The sequence below is a fragment of the Micromonospora sp. DT68 genome (genome assembly GCF_049847245.1).
GTDB lineage: Bacteria > Actinomycetota > Actinomycetes > Mycobacteriales > Micromonosporaceae > Micromonospora > Micromonospora profundi.
Map to the genome: position 1 here is coordinate 539,201 of NZ_JBNCNZ010000002.1, position 16,807 is coordinate 556,007.

At 71.5% G+C, this 16,807-nt stretch carries 18 protein-coding genes; 10 read left to right on the plus strand and 8 right to left on the minus strand.

All coding sequences use genetic code 11. The features are described from left to right. Window positions 1-296: 296 nt before the first annotated feature. Together ACPXB1_RS05700 and ACPXB1_RS05705 are read right to left on the minus strand one after the other, a co-directional pair. On the minus strand, window positions 297-1,175 hold the full coding sequence (locus tag ACPXB1_RS05700) for a DUF308 domain-containing protein (protein WP_355631018.1): 879 nt from the start codon (window positions 1,173-1,175) through the stop codon (window positions 297-299). A 227-nt stretch (window positions 1,176-1,402) separates the two neighbouring features. Then, window positions 1,403-1,663 (minus strand): hypothetical protein, encoded by a 261-nt coding sequence (locus ACPXB1_RS05705; RefSeq protein WP_425734872.1) that lies wholly within the window; start codon window positions 1,661-1,663, stop codon window positions 1,403-1,405. A 514-nt stretch (window positions 1,664-2,177) separates the two neighbouring features. Between ACPXB1_RS05705 and ACPXB1_RS05710 the strand changes: the two genes are divergently transcribed. The 3 genes from ACPXB1_RS05710 to ACPXB1_RS05720 all read left to right on the plus strand — a co-directional run bounded on the left by ACPXB1_RS05710 (window position 2,178) and on the right by ACPXB1_RS05720 (window position 4,206). Then, complete coding sequence (locus tag ACPXB1_RS05710) at window positions 2,178-3,065, plus strand: helix-turn-helix domain-containing protein (RefSeq protein WP_355631015.1); 888 nt, start codon at window positions 2,178-2,180, stop codon at window positions 3,063-3,065. Further along, entirely contained in the window at window positions 3,058-3,276 is a 219-nt protein-coding gene (locus ACPXB1_RS05715; protein ID WP_355591148.1) for a DUF397 domain-containing protein, read from the plus strand. The genes ACPXB1_RS05710 and ACPXB1_RS05715 overlap by 8 nt, the downstream gene beginning before the upstream one ends. 120 nt (window positions 3,277-3,396) lie before the next feature. Further along, entirely contained in the window at window positions 3,397-4,206 is an 810-nt protein-coding gene (locus ACPXB1_RS05720) for an Fpg/Nei family DNA glycosylase (protein ID WP_425734873.1), read from the plus strand. 7 nt (window positions 4,207-4,213) lie between these two features. On the opposite strand, the gene ACPXB1_RS05725 is transcribed toward ACPXB1_RS05720, so the two are convergent. After that, window positions 4,214-5,080, minus strand: coding sequence for an aminoglycoside phosphotransferase family protein (locus ACPXB1_RS05725; protein WP_425734874.1), 867 nt, complete (start codon window positions 5,078-5,080; stop codon window positions 4,214-4,216). A 177-nt stretch (window positions 5,081-5,257) separates the two neighbouring features. Between ACPXB1_RS05725 and ACPXB1_RS05730 the strand changes: the two genes are divergently transcribed. Both ACPXB1_RS05730 and ACPXB1_RS05735 read left to right on the plus strand, forming a co-directional pair. Beyond that, on the plus strand, window positions 5,258-5,632 hold the full coding sequence (locus tag ACPXB1_RS05730; protein WP_425734875.1) for a YciI family protein: 375 nt from the start codon (window positions 5,258-5,260) through the stop codon (window positions 5,630-5,632). 9 nt (window positions 5,633-5,641) lie between these two features. After that, window positions 5,642-6,886 (plus strand): RNA polymerase sigma factor, encoded by a 1,245-nt coding sequence (locus tag ACPXB1_RS05735; protein WP_425734876.1) that lies wholly within the window; start codon window positions 5,642-5,644, stop codon window positions 6,884-6,886. Between the two features lie 20 nt (window positions 6,887-6,906). Here ACPXB1_RS05735 and ACPXB1_RS05740 read toward each other — a convergent pair whose 3' ends face one another. Both ACPXB1_RS05740 and ACPXB1_RS05745 read right to left on the minus strand, forming a co-directional pair. After that, window positions 6,907-7,512 carry a YdeI/OmpD-associated family protein gene (locus ACPXB1_RS05740; protein WP_425734877.1) on the minus strand — a complete coding sequence of 202 codons (606 nt, stop codon included), beginning with the start codon at window positions 7,510-7,512 and terminating at the stop codon, window positions 6,907-6,909. Window positions 7,513-7,574: 62 nt separating this feature from the next. Then, entirely contained in the window at window positions 7,575-8,351 is a 777-nt protein-coding gene (locus tag ACPXB1_RS05745) for a hypothetical protein (RefSeq protein ID WP_425734878.1), read from the minus strand. 96 nt (window positions 8,352-8,447) lie between these two features. Here ACPXB1_RS05745 and ACPXB1_RS05750 point away from each other — a divergent pair, with 96 nt between their 5' ends. The 3 genes from ACPXB1_RS05750 (at window position 8,448) to ACPXB1_RS05760 (ending at window position 11,526) form a co-directional block, all read left to right on the plus strand. Continuing rightward, complete coding sequence (locus ACPXB1_RS05750; RefSeq protein WP_355631009.1) at window positions 8,448-9,080, plus strand: GyrI-like domain-containing protein; 633 nt, start codon at window positions 8,448-8,450, stop codon at window positions 9,078-9,080. Window positions 9,081-9,310: 230 nt separating this feature from the next. After that, window positions 9,311-10,576 (plus strand): AGE family epimerase/isomerase, encoded by a 1,266-nt coding sequence (locus ACPXB1_RS05755; protein ID WP_425734879.1) that lies wholly within the window; start codon window positions 9,311-9,313, stop codon window positions 10,574-10,576. Further along, a complete protein-coding gene (locus ACPXB1_RS05760; RefSeq protein WP_355631002.1) occupies window positions 10,573-11,526 on the plus strand; it encodes a carbohydrate kinase family protein in 954 nt (317 codons plus the stop codon). Before ACPXB1_RS05755 ends, ACPXB1_RS05760 begins: the two co-directional genes overlap by 4 nt. A 352-nt stretch (window positions 11,527-11,878) precedes the next feature. Here the strand turns inward: ACPXB1_RS05760 and ACPXB1_RS05765 are convergent, their stop codons facing one another. The 3 genes from ACPXB1_RS05765 to ACPXB1_RS05775 all read right to left on the minus strand — a co-directional run bounded on the left by ACPXB1_RS05765 (window position 11,879) and on the right by ACPXB1_RS05775 (window position 15,457). Beyond that, a complete protein-coding gene (locus ACPXB1_RS05765) occupies window positions 11,879-12,847 on the minus strand; it encodes a LacI family DNA-binding transcriptional regulator (RefSeq protein ID WP_355591432.1) in 969 nt (322 codons plus the stop codon). A gap of 72 nt (window positions 12,848-12,919) precedes the next feature. Further along, a complete protein-coding gene (locus tag ACPXB1_RS05770) occupies window positions 12,920-14,299 on the minus strand; it encodes an FAD-dependent oxidoreductase (RefSeq protein ID WP_355630999.1) in 1,380 nt (459 codons plus the stop codon). 21 nt (window positions 14,300-14,320) lie between these two features. Next, a complete protein-coding gene (locus ACPXB1_RS05775) occupies window positions 14,321-15,457 on the minus strand; it encodes a carboxylate-amine ligase (RefSeq protein WP_355591180.1) in 1,137 nt (378 codons plus the stop codon). 184 nt (window positions 15,458-15,641) lie between these two features. Between ACPXB1_RS05775 and ACPXB1_RS05780 the strand changes: the two genes are divergently transcribed. Together ACPXB1_RS05780 and ACPXB1_RS05785 are read left to right on the plus strand one after the other, a co-directional pair. Further along, a complete protein-coding gene (locus tag ACPXB1_RS05780) occupies window positions 15,642-15,935 on the plus strand; it encodes a DUF6412 domain-containing protein (protein ID WP_355591183.1) in 294 nt (97 codons plus the stop codon). Window positions 15,936-16,033: 98 nt separating this feature from the next. Then, complete coding sequence (locus tag ACPXB1_RS05785) at window positions 16,034-16,789, plus strand: YidC/Oxa1 family membrane protein insertase (RefSeq protein WP_425734880.1); 756 nt, start codon at window positions 16,034-16,036, stop codon at window positions 16,787-16,789. Window positions 16,790-16,807 lie beyond the last annotated feature (18 nt).

Consider the following 16,807-nt stretch of genomic DNA (forward strand, 5'->3'; position numbering starts at 1 on the left):
CCACCGTCGAGAGTTGCGCAGACCGAAGATTCGTTGCGTCTAAGCCGCCTTTGGATACGATCTGTTGCGTAGCGGTGGCTTGATGAGCCCGATTCGGGTTTCGGGCCTCTGGTTGGCGCGTCCGGGCGCTGGGGACGCGCCCGACCCGGAACTCTGCCGGACCGTAGACACACTTGAGGGGCGGCGAATCGCCGCCCCTCAACGAGTGTTGCCCGGCCGGTGAACCACCGGGAAGTCGGGCTGCCGACGAACCGCCGGCCTTGCCGGTGCACCACCGGCGAGCCGAACAGTGCCCGCTAGAAACGGTCGACAAACTGTGAGTCAAGCCACTCCCGGAAGCGCTGCACCCAGTCGCCGTCGGTGGTGGGCCACACGAACTGACCGGTCATCGCCAGCACGCCGATCACCACGGCGGAGATCCCGATCAGAATGCCGAAGAGCGCGTCGGTCTTGCCCGCGACGTGCCGACGGCGGGTGGCCATCAGGCCGAGGACCGAGAGCACCGCGCCGAACGCGCCGAGCCCGATGCCGTACCCGGCCAGGGTGCCGGTCAGCACGAACAGTGCACCGGCGACCGCGACGATCAGGCCGAGGGTGGCGAGCAGGCTGGCGCGGGGCTTCGGGCCGCGTACGACAGCAGGCTCGGCGTCAGCCCGGTCCGGGGTCGGGTCGACCGGACGGTCGGTCACAGCGCGGTCCGTCGTGTCGGACCGCCGGGTCGTGGGGTCGAGGTCGGTGTCCCGCTCGTCGGTGCGCCCGCGGGTCGAAGCGATGCCGGGCCGGGTGTCGGTGTCCGCCGCTCGGTCGACCGCGCGGGTGTCGGTGTCCGCCGCTGCGGTGCGCTCCGCCGACATGGTGGAACGGGCGTCGCCATCTACCGGCCGGGCGGTCGCGGCCCGGGCCACGGCGGCCCGCTCGGCAGCCCGCCGCTCGGCGGCCTGCTCGGAGGGCCGCCCCGCCGAGCCGGCCTGCTCGGTGGGCGCGGCGTCGCTGCGGTACGTCGTCTGGTCGGCGTTCCGGTCCGTGACCACCGGGCGGGCGGTGCTGTCGTTCGACCGGCCCCCGGTCATCACGGTGTTCTCGCGATCGCTCACCGGGGTGTCGCGACCGTCGACGTTCTCGTCCTGCGTCGGCGCCGGCTCGGACCGGCGGGACAGCGAAGGAATCCTGACCACTACACACCTCCTGTTGAATGCGTGGTGGCCGACAGGATCGGGTGGCACCCCACGCGGTACCGCCCTGAAATACCCCGATGGGCGTTTCCTGACACCAACACGGGGTACGCCGAGCTCAGCGCCAGCTCCGCGCCGCCGACGCCGCGGGGTTTCCCTTGATCGACTCGGGTTCCTTGAAGGCGGGGTATCCCCGCATCTGGGATACCGCGATTTCCAGGAACCCGAGATCACCGGTCCGCGTAGAGCACGCGCACCCCGGCCAGTTGCACGTACACCTCCCGGCGGTCGACGGCCAGGCCCTTGCCGTCGAGCGCATAGCCGGTCAACCAGACCCAACCGGGGTACGTCGGGCGAGCATCCACACTCACCAACCGCAGACGCAGCGCCCGCTCGCCCGCGAACTGGACCGAACACTCCTCACCGATCAGCAGCAGGCTGCCGGGCTTCAACTCCTCGACGCCGCCCGTCGCGCCCGTCGCGTCCGTCACGTCGGTTGTCTCGTCACGCCTGGTCACGTCGGCTGGCCGCTTACCGCTCGTCTCTCCGGTCACGTCGGTGCGTCCGGTGCGCGCGTCACGTCGGCCAGTGACCACGGCTGATCGGGATCCGATGGCGGGCTCGGCAGGGCAGTTCCGCACCGCAGCGGCACACCTCGCGCCAGCGTTCCCAACTCCAGACGGGTTGATGTCGTCGGGCGAGGGTCAGCGCGGTGACCAACAGATATTCGTTGTACGACACACGCACTGCGTCGTCCTTTCGCAAAGGAATGGTGTCGCCGGCAAATCCGCTAACGCGGCGAGTCGCGACAGTTGGCCATTGCCGACGCTATTTCTCGACCCGTTCCACGGGAGGCTCCGGCACGTGACAGCGTGTTCCACGCTGGCCACCTTGTGCAACACTCCGGGCCGTTCTAGCCTGATCCCGTATTGACGCACGATGAATGCAAGCAATTGTGTGCGGGGCGCAACATCTGATGTTGCAGGAAGGGCGCGGCGATGTTGCATGACGGATGAAACAAGCGGGTCCACTGTGCCTCGGCGGCAGCTCGGGCGGCTGCTCACGCAGCTCCGTGAGGACGCCTCCGTGACGCTGGAAGCCGCTGCGGCAGCGCTGGACTGCTCGCGGCAGAAGGTGTGGCGTATCGAGAAAGGGCTGGTACCGGTGCGCGTGGTGGATGCGCGTGCCATGTGCGCTCTCTATCGCGTACCCGAAGATATGAAGGAGATCGTCGCAGCGCTCGCGAAGGAAACTCGCGCCAAGGGGTGGTGGCATTCGTACGGCGATGTCGTTCCGTCGTGGTTCTCGCTGTACGTCGGTCTGGAATCATCCGCGACCCTGATTCGCCGATACGACTCCGAGTTGATCCCGGGGCTCTTGCAAACCCGCGAGTACGCCACCGAACTGTTCCGCCGGAAGAACCCCACCATGAGTGGGGAGGACCGGGAAAAGCTCGTGGAGGTCCGGCTGCAACGACAGGGCATCCTGGTTCGCAGGCTTCCTGCCGCGCCTACCTTGCGGGTCGTCCTGAGCGAAGCCGTGCTCCGGCGCGCGATCCCCGATCGCCGGGCCATGGTGGGGCAGTTGCGTCACCTGCTCGACGTGGCAGCCCTGCCGAACGTGAGCCTGCGGGTGCTGCCGCTCGCCGCCGGTCCGCCGCTGGCCAGCGAGACGGGGACGTTCGTCCTGCTGGGCTTCGCGCAGGCGCTCGGGCGGGCGTCGAGCGAGCCGACCACCGTCTACCTGGAGAACATCACCGGAGCGCTCTATCTCGACAAGCCCGCGGAGGTAGCTGCCTTCGAAACCGTCTGGTCTGACCTGGAAGCGCTCGCGTCGAGTGAGGCAGAATCAGAGAAAATGATCACTTCGATCACCGAGGAGCATCATGACTGACCTTGCCGGTGCCGTCTGGCGCAAGAGCACCCGCAGCGGCGGGAGCGGTGGCGACTGCGTCGAGGTGGCCGACAACCTTCCCGGCGTCGTCGGCGTACGGGACAGCAAGGCCCCGACCGGCCCGGCGCTCACCTTCGCCCCGGCCGCCTGGGCTGCCTTCCTGGCCGGCGTGCAGGACCAGCAACCAGGGCTGACGCCCCTGCGCCCGTGATCGGCCTGCGCGGGCAGCGTCAGGGCTGACGCCCCGCCGCCTGGTGCGAGGGCGCGGCCAGAGCGGCCCCTGACCGCGGGGCAGCTTCCGTTCCTGGCGGCCTGGCTATCCTTGGCACCCGTGCCAGAGGGACACACAATTCATCGCCTGGCGGCCCGGCATGCCGAGCTGTTCGCAGGGGACAAGCTGCACGCCGCCAGCCCGCAGGGCCGCTTCGCCGAGGGCGCCGCGCGGCTCTCCGGCACCGTGCTGGAGGGCACCGAGGCGTACGGCAAGCATCTGCTGCACCACTACGCCGGCGAGTTGACCCTGCACGTGCACCTCGGGCTGTACGGGAAGTTCACCGACGGGTCGGGGGAGCCGCCGGAGCCCGTCGGTCAACTACGGCTGCGACTGGTAAGCGACAGGCACTGGCTGGATCTGCGCGGGCCCACCGCCTGCGAACTGTTCACCCCGCCCGAGGTCGCCGCGCTGCGAGCCCGCCTCGGGCCAGACCCGCTGCGGGCCGAGGCCGACCCCGAGCGGGCGTACGCCCGGATTGCCCGAAGTTCGACGCCGCTGGCCGCGTTGCTGCTGGACCAGTCGGTGGTGGCCGGCACGGGGTTGATCTTCGTGACCGAGGCGCTGTTCCGGGCCGGGTTGCCGCCGACGATGCCGGGCCGGCAGTTGACCCGCGCCGGCTGGGACGCGCTGTGGGCCGACCTGGTCGGGCTGATGCGGCTCGCGGTCGAGCACGGCCGGATCGACACCGTGCGCGACGCGCACCTGCCGGAGGCGATGGGACGACCGGCGCGGGTGGACCGGCACGGCGGCGAGGTGTACGTCTACCGCCGCCCCGGCGCGCCCTGCCACATCTGCGGCACCGAGGTGAGCCGGGGCGAGTTGGCCGGCCGCAACCTCTACTGGTGCCGCACCTGCCAGCCCAGCTGAAAACCGGTCAGTCCTCGTCGAGCAGCCAGCGGACCACCTCGATCTGATGCGGGAAGACGATGTCGTCGGCGATGCTCCACGCCAGCGTGTGGCCGATCGTCCAGCCGCGGACCCGTTCCCGATCGAGCCCCAACTCGTCGCTGAGCCGGTGGAGCCGGTGTCGTACGGCCGTCGGCGAGTGGCCCAGTTCCTGACCGCGCACCATGGGCACCACCGAGAACTCCCGTTCGCCGGTGAGCGGTTTCGGGTCGATGACCAGCCACGGTTCGCGGTCGGCGGCGAGGACGTTGCCGGCGTGCAGGTCCTGATTGACGAGCACCTGCTCGCCCTGGCTCGACGCCAGTCCGGCGAGCAGGTCGAGGGCGGCGTCGAGGAGTCGCCGCTGGTACGGCCGGCCGGCTCGTTCCCAGGTGCCCGGCATCCGGTGGATCCAGCCGGCGGCCTCGTCGGCCAGCGGGGTGAACGGTTCGCCGGCCGGTCGCCAGAGTCGAGGGAGCAGGCCGACCATCACGTCCAGTGCCTGGTCCATCGGTAGCTGGTGCAGGGCGGTGCCGGGCCGGCAGCGCTCCACCAGCAGGGCACGCCGTTGCGGGTCGTGGGTGAGCAGCCGGACCGCCCCGTCGCCGTCCCAGTGAGTCAGTGCGTCGGCCTCGTGCCGGCTGTCGTCGTCGGGGTACTGGAGCTTCAGCACGGCAGCCGTGCCGTCCGGCAGCTCGGCGGGGACGGCGAGGGAGGCGTAGGCGTACTCGAAGGGGTTTCCGAGCCGTAGTGACCACCGCTCGGCGCACTCGGCCAGCCAGGTCGGGAGTGTGGCGAGCCAGGCCCGACCGGTGGGTGAGCGACGTACCCAGTCAAGTCCCTTGGGCAGATCCATCCGGCCATCCTGGCGCATTGCCCGGTCGTTGCGGTGGGCTGCATCGACGAAGAGATTCCGGGATGGTGTCGTATCAGGGCGTAGCCGCTCGTGGAACCAGTGTGCGGCGGCCGACCGGGCCGCCGCAGGCGAGAGGTCGGGGAGAGGCCCCTCGTCCGGGAGTGAGAGGAAACGATCATGCCGGAGTACCTGATCACCTTCAACGACGAGTGGGTGCCCGAGCACACGCCGGAGGAGATACGCGCAAAGTCAGTTGCCAGCCACGCCGTGATGGCGGAGATGCTGGCCGAAGGTGTCCTGATCTTCTCCAACGGTGCCCTCGACAGGTCCACTGCGGTGTGCAGCGTCGAAAGTGTCGACGGCAAGCCGGTCTTCACCGACGGCCCGTACGTCGAGACCAAGGAGCACCTCGGCGGCTTCGCCGTCGTGGACGTGCCCGACGACGAGGCGGCGCGGTACTGGGCGGGCCGACTCGCTGTCGTGCTCGACTGGCCGCAGGAAGTGCACCGGTTCCGGGGTCCCGGGACGGCAGGCGGAGCGGCTCCGCGATGAAATGAGCTAGTGAGCGGTTCCGCGTTCGAGCAGGCGATCACCCGCGCCCACCACGAGGAGTGGGCGCGGGTGGTTGCCGGCCTCGCGCGCCGCTTCGGCGACCTTGACGTCGCCGAGGAAGCGACCGCCGAGGCGTTCCTGAGGGCTGCGGAGCGGTGGCCGCGCGAGGGCGTACCCCCGAATCCCGGCGGGTGGCTCGCCACCACCGCGGCCCGCAAGGCGATCGACCGGCTCCGTCGTGATGCGCAGCGCGACGCCAAGCATCAGGCGGCCCAGATCATGTACGACGACAGCCCTCCCGAGCCGACAGGCCCTGTCGAGGACGACCGGCTCCGGCTGGTCTTCACCTGCTGCCATCCCGCGCTCGCGGTGGAGGCCCGGGTGGCGCTCACCCTGCGCCTGCTCGGCGGTCTGACCGTCGCCGAGATCGCCCGCGCCTTCCTGGTGCAGGAGACGACGATGGCGCGCCGCATCACCCGCGCCAAGGCGAAGATCAGCGCGGCGAACATCCCCTTCCGGGTGCCCTCGGCCGACGACATCCGTCAGCGGCTTCCCGGCGTACTCGCTGTCGTCTATCTCGTCTTCAACGAGGGCTACCTCGCCAGCGACGGGGACGACGCGGTGCGCGTCGACCTCACCGACGAGGCGATCCGACTCGGTCGCCTGCTCCGGGCGCTGCTTCCGGACGACGGTGAGGTGGCCGGCCTGCTGGCCCTGATGCTGCTCACCGACGCGCGGCGGCACGCGCGGGTGTCCCGTACCGGGGAGTTGGTGACCCTCGACGCCCAGGACCGCGCCGCATGGGACCGCAGCCTCATCGCCGAGGGCACCGCCCTGGTACGCGAGCGGATCAGGGCGGTGGCGGCCGGCGGCGAGCCACCCGGGCGCTACCAGTTGCAAGCCGCGATCAGCGCTGTCCACACGGAAGCGCCGTCGGCCCGGGACACCAACTGGTCGGCAATCGTCGCCCTCTACGGTCGCCTGGTGCTGCTCGACCCCTCACCGATCGTGCGGCTCAACCGGGCCGTCGCGGTTGCCGAAGTGGACGGACCCGACGTCGGGCTCGCCGAGGTCGACCGGCTCGCCGAGGTGCTGGACGGCTACCACGCCTTCCACGCCGCACGCGCCGACCTGCTGCGGCGACTCGGCCGCTGCGGCGAGTCACGGGCGGCGTACGACCGGGCCATCGGGCTTGCCAGCAACCCCGCGGAACACGCGTACCTCACCCGCCGCCGCGACCAGCTCGCCACCTGACGGGTACGCGGAGACGGCTGTCACTGTGCGGTCGGAGGCTTCGCCTTCTGCGGGTAGAACGTCTCGTGGCGGGCAAGCATGGCGACGAACTCGACGATCTTGCGTTCGCGGGTCTCGGCCCGTTTGACGGCATTGAGCCGGTGGATGAGAGCGAACCTGTTGGCCTTGGTGAGCACGTCGAACATGGCCTGGGCGGCGGGGTTGGCAGCGATGGCGGCGAGCAGGTCGGGCGGGACCTCGGCCCTCGACGGTGGGGCGTAGGCGGCGGCCCACCGGCCGTCGGCCTTGGCGGCCTCCACAGCGGCGCGGCCCGAGGGCTGCATCCGGCCCTGCGTCTCCAGCCGGGCCACGTGGGCGACGTTGATCTGGGACCAGGAACTGCGGGGGCGGCGCGGAGTGAACCGGATCCAGGAGGATTCGGCGTCCCGTTTGCGGGCCTGCCCGTCGATCCAGCCGAAACACAGGCCCTCGTCGACAGCATCCTGCCAGGTCAGCGCGGTGACGGTGCCGCCCTTCCTGGTGAGTGCGAGCCAGATGCCGGGCGACGTGGCGTGGTTTACCGACAACCAGGCGCGCAGCCCGTCGACGTCCGCGACGATCAGCTCGTCCAACTCGGCACTCGTCATGGTCGGCAGGCTATCGCTGCCCTACGACAGCAACCTCGGCCCGCGGGCCGGCCCGGCCGTGTTCAGGTCCGGAAGATGACCGTCGCGTCGTCGGTGGCGACGCCGTCGTGGGCCTCGATCTCCCGGACCCGGCGGATGACCTCGTCGGGGCCGTCGGTCTCCAGCAGGTGCAGCAGCCCGGCCCAGTCCGTACGCCCGAAGGTGTCCACGAGCCGGCTCGCACCGTTGCTGAGCAGCGCTGCCGTGCTCACCTCGTCCGCCGGGCAACTGCCGCAGACCGCCTCGTCGACCACCTGCGGGTCGTCCTTTGCCACCCAGAAGCCGTCCGGGCTGTTTCGCCGGCCCCGCAATTCCAGCAGCAGCCGCCGGTACTCGTCGCTGCCCTCGGGAATGCCCTTCAGACGCGCCTCGAAGGATCGGGCGATCACCACCTCGCGCGGATCGTGGGCGACGAGAGGCGCGGCCTCGGCCCGGCCGACGAGCACCACGGCGTCACCGAGGACCAGGTGTTCGGCGAGCCCGTCGGAGAACCGGAGCATGGCCACGGCGGCGAACGGACTGATCGGGTGGGTGACGTCGCACGTGTCGCGGTGCTGGTCGGTGACCCGCTCGATGCTCTCGGCCAGCACGTCGCGCAGGCTCCGGTCTCCGGACAACGCGCCCAGGAGGGCGCCGCCCAGGCGGGTGGCGTACCAGGTCACGCCGTGGCGGCAGACCTCCTCGACACCGGCGATGCCACCAGCGCCGTCGACCAGGACCATGCCGGACGCAACGGCGCCGGCGAAATCCTCATTGGTACGCCCGGCGTGGCCGGCATCGGTCGCCATCGTCACCCGCATGGCCGGATTATCGGTCAGCGTCGAACTCCGCGATGAGGCGAGCGGCCCTCGCCGACGGTCGGCCGCTCGTATCATTGCCGTCGTGACGGGTGCCCGATGACGAGCAAGGTCGACTTCAAGAAGACCCTCGACACCTACCAGGCGACCCGGGGCCGGTTCCGGATCGTCGACGTGCCCGACATGCGGTACCTCATGATCGACGGGCAGGGCGACCCCAACACGTCGCCCGCCTTCGCGGCGGCTGTCGAAGCGCTCTATCCGGTGGCGTACAAGCTGAAGTTCGCAAGCAGGACGGACCTGGGGCGCGACTACGTCGTCCCTCCGCTGGAAGGTCTGTGGTGGGCCGAGGACATGGCGTCCTTCACTGCCGCGCGGGACAAGTCGCTGTGGAGTTGGACGCTGCTGCTCATGGTTCCGGACTGGATCGACCGGGCCATGTTCACCGCCGCCGTCGAGCAGGTCACTGTCAAGAACCGGCCGGCGCGCCTCGCCGACGTGCGCCTGGAGACGCTCTCCGAAGGGCGGTGCGCGCAGACGCTGCACGTGGGTTCCTTCGACGACGAGGCGGACGTGCTCGCCCGGATGCACAACGAGTTCATCCCCGGTGAGGGGTTGCGGATGGCCGGCGATCACCACGAGATCTACCTGAGCGACTTCCGTAGAGTCGCCCCCGACCGGCAGCGCACGATCCTCCGGCAGCCCGTCACGGGTTCGTCCGGGCCGGTGTGACGGGCCGGACCGTAGGCGGAATTGACAGTCGGCGGCTGCCGGAGCAGGGTTGAGCGGTGACAACGATGTCAACGGACAAATGGGAGGAAGAGTGATGGTGCTTTCCTCCTCGCGTACCCGACTCGACAGGTCGGCACGCGGCGTACCGTTTGCGGTTTTCCGGCGCGGACCCGGTTCGTCCGCCGATCCTGGCCGTATGTCCATTCCCTACCCGGCGGTGACCAGCTGAGATGACCGACGTGCCCCGATCCGCAGCCGAACCTGCCCCCGTCCCGGCAGGGTCACCCGACCTGCCCGACCTCGACGAGTTCCTCGCCGACCAGGCCCGCACGCTGCTCGACACCGCCCGCCGCGCCCTCCGGCCCGAGGGCGGCTTCTGGTGGCTGACCGACGAGCGCACACCTGCTCGCGACGAACCGCTGTACACCTGGATCACCTGCCGGATGACCCACGTGGCGGCGCTCGCCCACCGCAACGGCGATCCGGACGCCGCCGCCCTCGTCGACCACGGCGTCGCGGCGCTGCGCACGCTGCTGCGCGACGAGGAGTACGGCGGCTGGTTCGCCGCCGTGGACCAGCAGGGCGAGCCGACAAACGACCGCAAGGCCGGGTACGACCACGCCTTCGTGCTGCTCGCCGCGTCCAGCGCGACCAGGGCCGGGCGACCCGGCGCGCGCGAGCTGCTCGACGACGCGCTCGCCGTGGTGCTGGACCACTTCTGGGACGACGACGCCGGCGCGGTCCGCGAGTCGTGGAACCGCGACTGGACCGTCCCCGAGGACTACCGGGGCGCCAACAGCAGCATGCACATGGTCGAGGCGTTCCTCGCCGCCAACGCCGCCACCGGCGACGCGAGCTGGGCCGACCGCGCCCTGCGCATCGCCACCCACCTGGTGCACGGCGAGGCCGCCCGACACGACTGGCGGCTGCCCGAGCACTTCACCGCCGACTGGACGCCGCTGCCCGACTACAACCGGGACCAGCCCGCCGACCAGTTTCGGCCGTACGGCTCGACGATCGGGCACTGGCTCGAGTGGGCCCGGCTGCTGCTGGAGTTGGAGGCCGTCCTGCCACAGCCGCCCCGCTGGCTGCTCGCCGACGCCCGTGCCCTCTTCGCCGCAAGCGTCCGGCGCGGCTGGGCGGTCGACGGCGCCGACGGTTTCGTCTACACGATCGACTGGGAGGACCGGCCCGTGGTCCGCTCGCGGATGCACTGGGTGGTGGCCGAGGCCATCGGCGCGGCGGTCACCCTGCACCGCCGCACCGGGCACGCCGTCTACGCCGACTGGTTCCAGGTCTTCTGGGCGTACGCCCGCCGCAACCTCATCGACGACACCGGGTGGCGGCACGAGCTTGACGCGCAGAACCTGCCCTCGGACACGGTCTGGCACGGCCGGCCGGACGTCTACCACGCGTACCAGGCGGTGCTGCTGTCCCGCTCGGCGGACGGGCTGGGCGGCCCCGGCCCACGCAAGCCGGGCGAGGTGACCGAATGATCGTGGTGGCGGGTGAAGCCCTCATCGACCTGGTGGTCACCGCCGAGGGGGAGCGGGCCGTGCCGGGCGGGTCGCCCGCGAACGTCGCGGTCACGCTCGCCCGACTGGACCAGCAGGTACGCCTGCTGGCCCGGATCGGCCCCGACGAGTACGGCCGGCAGCTGACCGGGCACCTGGACGCCAACCGGGTGGACCTGACCTGGGCGGTCCGCGCCGACCAGCCCACCTCGGTAGCGGTCGCCACCCTGAATGCCGCCGGGCAGGCAAGCTACGAGTTCCGGCTGGAAGGTGCGGCCGACTGGCAGTGGACGCCGCAGGAACTGCCCGACCTCACCGGGACACCGGCGACAGCCCTGCACACCGGATCGCTGGCGCTCGCGCTGGCACCCGGCGCGCAGGTGTTGGAGGATCTGCTCGCCCGCGAACGCCAGCGGGACGCGCTCACCGTCTCGATCGACCTCAACCTCCGGCCGAGCATCGTGTCGGACCGGGCTGCGGAGCAGGAACGGGTACGCCGGCAGGTGCGCCACGCGCACCTGGTCAAGGCCAGCGACGAGGATCTCGCCTGGCTCCACCCGGACCGGTCGGCGGCCGACGTGATGGCCGAATGGCGCGAAGCCGGGGTCTCCTGCGCTGTGGTGACCCGGGGCGGCGACGGCGCGTGGCTGCTCGCCCCCGACGGGACGCTGCACGAGGAACCAGCGGTACGCACCACAGTTGTCGACACCGTCGGCGCCGGTGACTCGTTCACCGGTGGGCTGCTGGCCGCGCTGGCCGACCTCGACGCGCTCGGCGACCGGCCGGCCGACCGGCTAGCAGCGGTGACCGAGCCGCACTGGGAGGCGGTGCTCCGGCAGGCCGCGACGGTGGCCGCGCTGACCTGCGCCCGGCGTGGCGCCGACCCGCCCCGCAGCGCCGAGGTAGAAGCCCTCCTAACCACCCCTAACTAACACCCCCGGCCCACCGCCCCGCCCTCTCTGCCCGCACCCCGCCCCGCCCCGCCCCCGCCCCCGCCCCCGCCCCCGCCCCGCCCCCGCCCCGCCCCCGCCCGCGCCCGCGCCCGCGCCCGCGTGAGTCGATCATGGAGTTGTGGTGCCTCACAAAAGGGGCACGGATGGATTAATTGCCCACCACAACTTCATGATCGACGCCGGGGGATGGGGTGAGCGCGGGGGCGGGGTGAGCGCGGGGCGGGAAGCGCGCAGGGCAGCGGGGAGCGCCGAGGGCGGGGAAGCGGGGAAGCGGGGAAGCGGGGAAGCGGGGAAGCGGGGAAGGCAGGTAACGCGGGCGGGCGTGTGGGGATTAGCGGAGGCCGCGGCGTAGCAGTCTTGTGGGTAGCACCGTTGTTGCGGGCGGGGAGTCGTCGCCGGCGATGCGTTGGAAGAGTCGTTCGGTGGCGACCCTCGCCAGCTCCCTCGTGTCGTAGGCGACGACTGTCAACGGCCGGGGCATCAGGTGGGCCAGCTCGAAGTCGTCGAAGCCGACAAGCGCCGCGTCGCTGCCGCGCCGGTGCAGCTCCTGGAGGGCGCCGACGGTAAGCCGGTTGTTGCCGCAGAAGAACGCGGTGGGCGGGTCCGCCAGGTCGAGCAGCGCGGCGACCGCCCGCCCGGCGTCCTCAGGCGCGATCAGCCGGTCGCAGAGCAGCGATCCGTCCGGCGCGACCCCGGCGGCGGCCAGCGCCGTCCGGGCACCGGCCAGCCGATCACGCATGGTGGGCACGCTTGGCGCGCCGAGCAGAAGACCCACCCGCCGGTGCCCCTCGGCCAGCAGCGCGCCGACCCCCGCCTCACCGCCACCGCGGTTGTCCAGCAGGACAGCGTCGGCGAGCAGCCCCTGCGGCGGCCGGTCCAGGAAGACCGCAGGCATGCCCAGCTCGACCTCACGGCGCAGGAACGAGTGGTCGTGGCCCGCCGGCACCACAAGCAGCCCGTCGACCCGACGCTGCGTGAAATCCTGGAGTACGGCGCGTTCCCGCTCCGGGTCCTCCTCGGACGAAGCCGTGATCAACATGGTGCCGTGGGCGGCGGCGATCTCGGCGGCGACGCTGGCGATGGTGGCGTAGAACGGGTTGGCGATCTCCTCGATGAGCAACCCGACTGTGGCGTTGAGCTGCCGCGAGCGCAGGTTGCGGGCGATGTCGTTGCGCCGGAAACCCAGCTCGGCGATGGCGGCGAGCACCCGACCCAGCAACTCCTGACCCACCGGCTCGTCATTTACCACCCGGGAGACGGTCTTCAAGCTGACCCCGGCGTGCCGGGCGACGTCGACCATCGTCGGGCGCCGGCGCACGGCCGGGCGGGTCGGGGTCTGGGTCACAGGGTGGTCCTCCACGGCGGACGCTGGTCAGCGGCCGACTGCGGCAAGCGCGTCGACCGCCTTTCGGGCGGCGATCAGCACCGGATCCCACACCGGCGCGTACGGCGGAGCGTAGCCCAGGTCGAGCGCCGTCATGTCGTCCACCGTCATGCCGTTCCACAACGCCACGGCCAGCGTGTCGATCCGCTTGGCAGCCTCGGACCAGCCGACGATCTGCGCGCCCAGCAAGCGGCCGCTGGGACGCTCCGCGATCAGTTTGACGGTCATCGGCCGGGCACCGGGGTAGTAGCCCGCCCGGCTGGTCGACTCGGCGATCACCGAGACGAAATCGAAGCCTGCCTCGCTCGCGTCCCGCTCGCGCAGGCCGGTGCGGCCCACCTCCAACTCGCAGACCTTCGTCACCGCCGTGCCGATCACACCCGCGAAAGTGGCGTACCCGCCGCCGATGTTGATGCCGGCCACCCGGCCCTGCTTGTTGGCGTGCGTGCCCAGCGGCACGTGCACAGGCATCCCGCTGACCCGGTGCAGTGTCTCCACGCAGTCACCGGCAGCCCAGACCCCGGGAAAGCCCGGCACCCGCATCCGACGGTCCACCCGGATCCCGCCGGTCGGCCCGATCGGCAGGCCGGCAGCCTCGGCCAGCGCGACGTTCGGGCGTACGCCGAGGCCCAGGACCACGACGTCGGCCGGGATCGGCCCCTCGGCGGTGACCACGGCGGACACCCGGCCGTCCTGCTGCTCCAGGCCGGTGACCGGCAGGCCGGCGCGGATCGTCACGCCCAGCCCGCGCATCGCGTCGACGACCAGCTCGGCCATGTCGCTGTCCACAGTCGACATTGGCTGGTCGGACGCCTCGACCAGGGTGACGGACAGGCCGCGCTGGATCAGCGCTTCGGCCATCTCGACGCCGATGTAACCGCCACCGATGACCACGGCCCGGCGCGGCTGCGGCTCCGCGTCCAGCCAGTCGCGCAGCGCCGCCCCGTCGTCGAGGGTCTGCACCCCGAACACGCCGCCGGCGTCGGTCCGCGCCCACGGCGGCTGCGCAGGCGTCGCGCCGGCGGCGTACATCAGCTCGTCGAAGTGCTCGCGGACCTCGCCGCCGCCCTCCAGGTCCCGGGCGACCACCTCGCGGCGTTCGATGTCGATGGCTGTCACCTCGTGGCGCATCCGCACGTCCATGGCGTACTCCGTGCGGAACGTCGCCGGCTCCCGGGCGATCAACTGCTCCGGGCCGTCGACCTGGCCGCTGATCCAGTACGGGATGCCGCATGCCGAGTAGGACGTGAAGTGCCCCCGCTCGAAGACCACGATCTCCAGGTCGTCGGAGCCCCGACGGCGTCGGGCCTGGGACGCCGCCGACATGCCGGCCGCGTCCCCGCCAATGACGATCAAGCGTTGCGCCACAGGCCCATCCTGTCACGCTGATCAGCCACGGGTCTGCCGTGCCACGTCCTGCACCACGTCGACGAGCCGTCCGGTGCGGGCGAACACCGCACGCTGCCGTGCCGCGCCCGTGCCGTGCCGGCGCAGCCCACCCAGCAGGTCGGTCACCTCAGCCCAGTCGCCGTGCTGCTCCAGAGCCGGTCGCATCCGCTCCACGAACCGGTCCAGCAGCTCCCACGCCGGGCGCAGTTCCCCGGTGGTCACGTCGACGGCCTCGCCCTCCAGGCCGTCGTGCGCGGCCCGCCAGTGCGCGCCGACGAGCAGGTGGTGATCGGTCTGGAGGGCCGGGCGGCCGGCCTCGACGTCGTCCATGGCGGTGGCCACGAGGGCGCGGACCAGCGCGGCGACGAGCACCGCGTCGTCCACCGACGGGCAGACGTCGCCGATCCGCAGCTCGACGGTTGGGTACTTCGCCGACAGCCGGGCGTACCAGTAGAGCATCCCCTCATCGAGCATCACGCCGCTGGAGATCAACTGGCGGATCAGCCGCTGGTAGTGCTCATGCGACTCCAGCCATGGCGTCGGCGCCACCGACGGCCAGCGCTCCCACTCCACCGAACGCCAACTGGCATAGCCGGAGTCCTCACCCCGGGAGAACGGGGAGTTGGTGGTGACAGCGTGCAGCAGCGGCAGCCACGGCCGGACGTGGTTGAGCACCTGCACACCGGTCTCCGGGTCGGGAACGCCCACGTGCACGTGCATCCCGTTGTTGCCGGGACCGGGCACGAGCAGCCGGAAGCGCTCGATCATCCGGTCGAAGCGGGGCTTGTCCACCACCGGAGGCACCGGCCCGTCCACCGGGCCCGTGCCGATCGCCAACAGCCGTACGCCGGCCCGCTCGGCGGCGTCGGCGAGCGCGTTTCGCAGCACGCCGAGGGAGTGCCGGATCGAGGACAACTCCAGGCCGGGCGGGCTGCCGATCTCGATCTGGCTGGTCTGGAATTCCCGCTCCACCTGCCCGCGCAACTCCGCCGGCACCTGCTCCAACACCAGGTCGACGGCGGGTACCGCGGCCCCCGTGTGCGGATCGACGAGCAGGAACTCCTCCTCGACACCGACGGTGAGCAACCCGGTCCCCGCGGTCGATCCGCTGGGCGCCTCCGTCACCTGGCCCGTCATCGCCACACCACCGTCCGTTCCAGCCGAACACGGGCCGTCCGCGTCGGTCGGTCTGTGGTTACCCGCAGTGGCGACGCCCGGAAACGTGGCGTGCGGCGCGTCGCTTCGCGTGTCGCGCCTCGGCGGGTGTAGCACGCGTCGCGATTGCGCCGGACTGCGTGACACCGGGTCCTATGCTGAGCCCGTGCCGGTGCCGCTGGGGTTCCTCTGGGTCGCGTGGATGTCCGCGTCCGCCCAGCTCACCCTGCTCGCGGCCGACCCGTCCGACCTGCTGGCGGGCGTCGCGCTGACCGCCCTGGTGCTGCTCACCGCGCTGCTCGCGGCGCGGACGCCTGGCGGGTCGGGGGCACCGGGCTTCGCACGCGTGTGGGCCGGGCTGCGTGCCCGGTCCCGGGGCCGCCGGACGCCCCGACAGATCGATCCGGACGCCGCCGGGCGACAGCGACCCCGGGCACCAGGGCACCCCCTCGCCGCGTAGCGCCACACCGCCGCGCGGCCGATCCCACCGTCATCGGTTCTCTCCGCGCGTACGACGCCGGGGGAGGACCTCTCCGGAATCGGACCGAGGGGTTTCCCATGCTCGCCTTCGCACCACTGCACTCAGTTGTCGGCGCCGCCGGCAGCGCGCTGTCCTGGCTCACCGATCTGCTCGAACCGTTCGCCGGCGGCATGGCGACCGCCGCCGCCATCGTCCTGTTCACAATCGCCGTACGGTTGCTGATCTCCCCGCTGACCGTCGCGCAGGTCCGCGGCGAGCGGCGTCGCGCGGCGCTCGCCCCGCAGGTGCGCGACCTGCAACGCCGGTACGCCGACGACCCGGCGAAGCTCCAGGGTGAGGTGTTCGCGTTGTACCGGTCGGCCGGGGCCAATCCGGTCGCGGGCTGCCTGCCGTTGCTGCTCCAGGCGCCGTTCCTGCTGGTGCTGTACCGCCTCTTCACCACGAGCGAGGGCGGCACCGGCCTGCTCGACGAGCGGCTGGCCGGTGTGCCACTGGGTCACCACCTCAGCGACGGGTTGACGGGTGCGGCAGTGCCGCTCTTCGCCGTCCTGTTGGCAGTGCTGGTGGTGCTGGCGTGGTGGTCGTCGCGGCGCGCACGCCGGGCGTCGGCGGCGGTGGGCACCGTGGCCGGTACGCCCACCGAGGGGCCTGGGGCAGCCACGCTCGGTCGGTTGCTGCCGTTGCTGCCGTTCGCGACAGTGCTGGTGGCGCTGGTGCTGCCGCTGGCCGCGGTGATCTATCTGGTGACCACGACGGCGTGGTCGGCGTTGGAGCAGGTGGTGCTCCGGCGTCCGCAGACGGTCGCGCAGAGCGACGAAGAAGATCGACGTTGACAACTGTCATGGCGGGAC

What these genes read in the sequence shown, in the direction of transcription:
- ACPXB1_RS05710 (WP_355631015.1), top strand. Translation starts at nt 2,178, where the DNA reads ATGACGGATGAAACAAGCGGGTCCACTGTGCCTCGGCGGCAGCTCGGG.
- ACPXB1_RS05715 (WP_355591148.1), top strand. Translation starts at nt 3,058, where the DNA reads ATGACTGACCTTGCCGGTGCCGTCTGGCGCAAGAGCACCCGCAGCGGC.
- ACPXB1_RS05725 (WP_425734874.1), bottom strand. Translation starts at nt 5,080, where the DNA reads ATGGATCTGCCCAAGGGACTTGACTGGGTACGTCGCTCACCCACCGGT.
- ACPXB1_RS05730 (WP_425734875.1), top strand. Translation starts at nt 5,258, where the DNA reads ATGCCGGAGTACCTGATCACCTTCAACGACGAGTGGGTGCCCGAGCAC.
- ACPXB1_RS05740 (WP_425734877.1), bottom strand. Translation starts at nt 7,512, where the DNA reads ATGACGAGTGCCGAGTTGGACGAGCTGATCGTCGCGGACGTCGACGGG.
- ACPXB1_RS05745 (WP_425734878.1), bottom strand. Translation starts at nt 8,351, where the DNA reads ATGCGGGTGACGATGGCGACCGATGCCGGCCACGCCGGGCGTACCAAT.
- ACPXB1_RS05750 (WP_355631009.1), top strand. Translation starts at nt 8,448, where the DNA reads ATGACGAGCAAGGTCGACTTCAAGAAGACCCTCGACACCTACCAGGCG.
- ACPXB1_RS05755 (WP_425734879.1), top strand. Translation starts at nt 9,311, where the DNA reads ATGACCGACGTGCCCCGATCCGCAGCCGAACCTGCCCCCGTCCCGGCA.
- ACPXB1_RS05760 (WP_355631002.1), top strand. Translation starts at nt 10,573, where the DNA reads ATGATCGTGGTGGCGGGTGAAGCCCTCATCGACCTGGTGGTCACCGCC.
- ACPXB1_RS05765 (WP_355591432.1), bottom strand. Translation starts at nt 12,847, where the DNA reads ATGGTCGACGTCGCCCGGCACGCCGGGGTCAGCTTGAAGACCGTCTCC.
- ACPXB1_RS05775 (WP_355591180.1), bottom strand. Translation starts at nt 15,457, where the DNA reads ATGACGGGCCAGGTGACGGAGGCGCCCAGCGGATCGACCGCGGGGACC.
- ACPXB1_RS05785 (WP_425734880.1), top strand. Translation starts at nt 16,034, where the DNA reads ATGCTCGCCTTCGCACCACTGCACTCAGTTGTCGGCGCCGCCGGCAGC.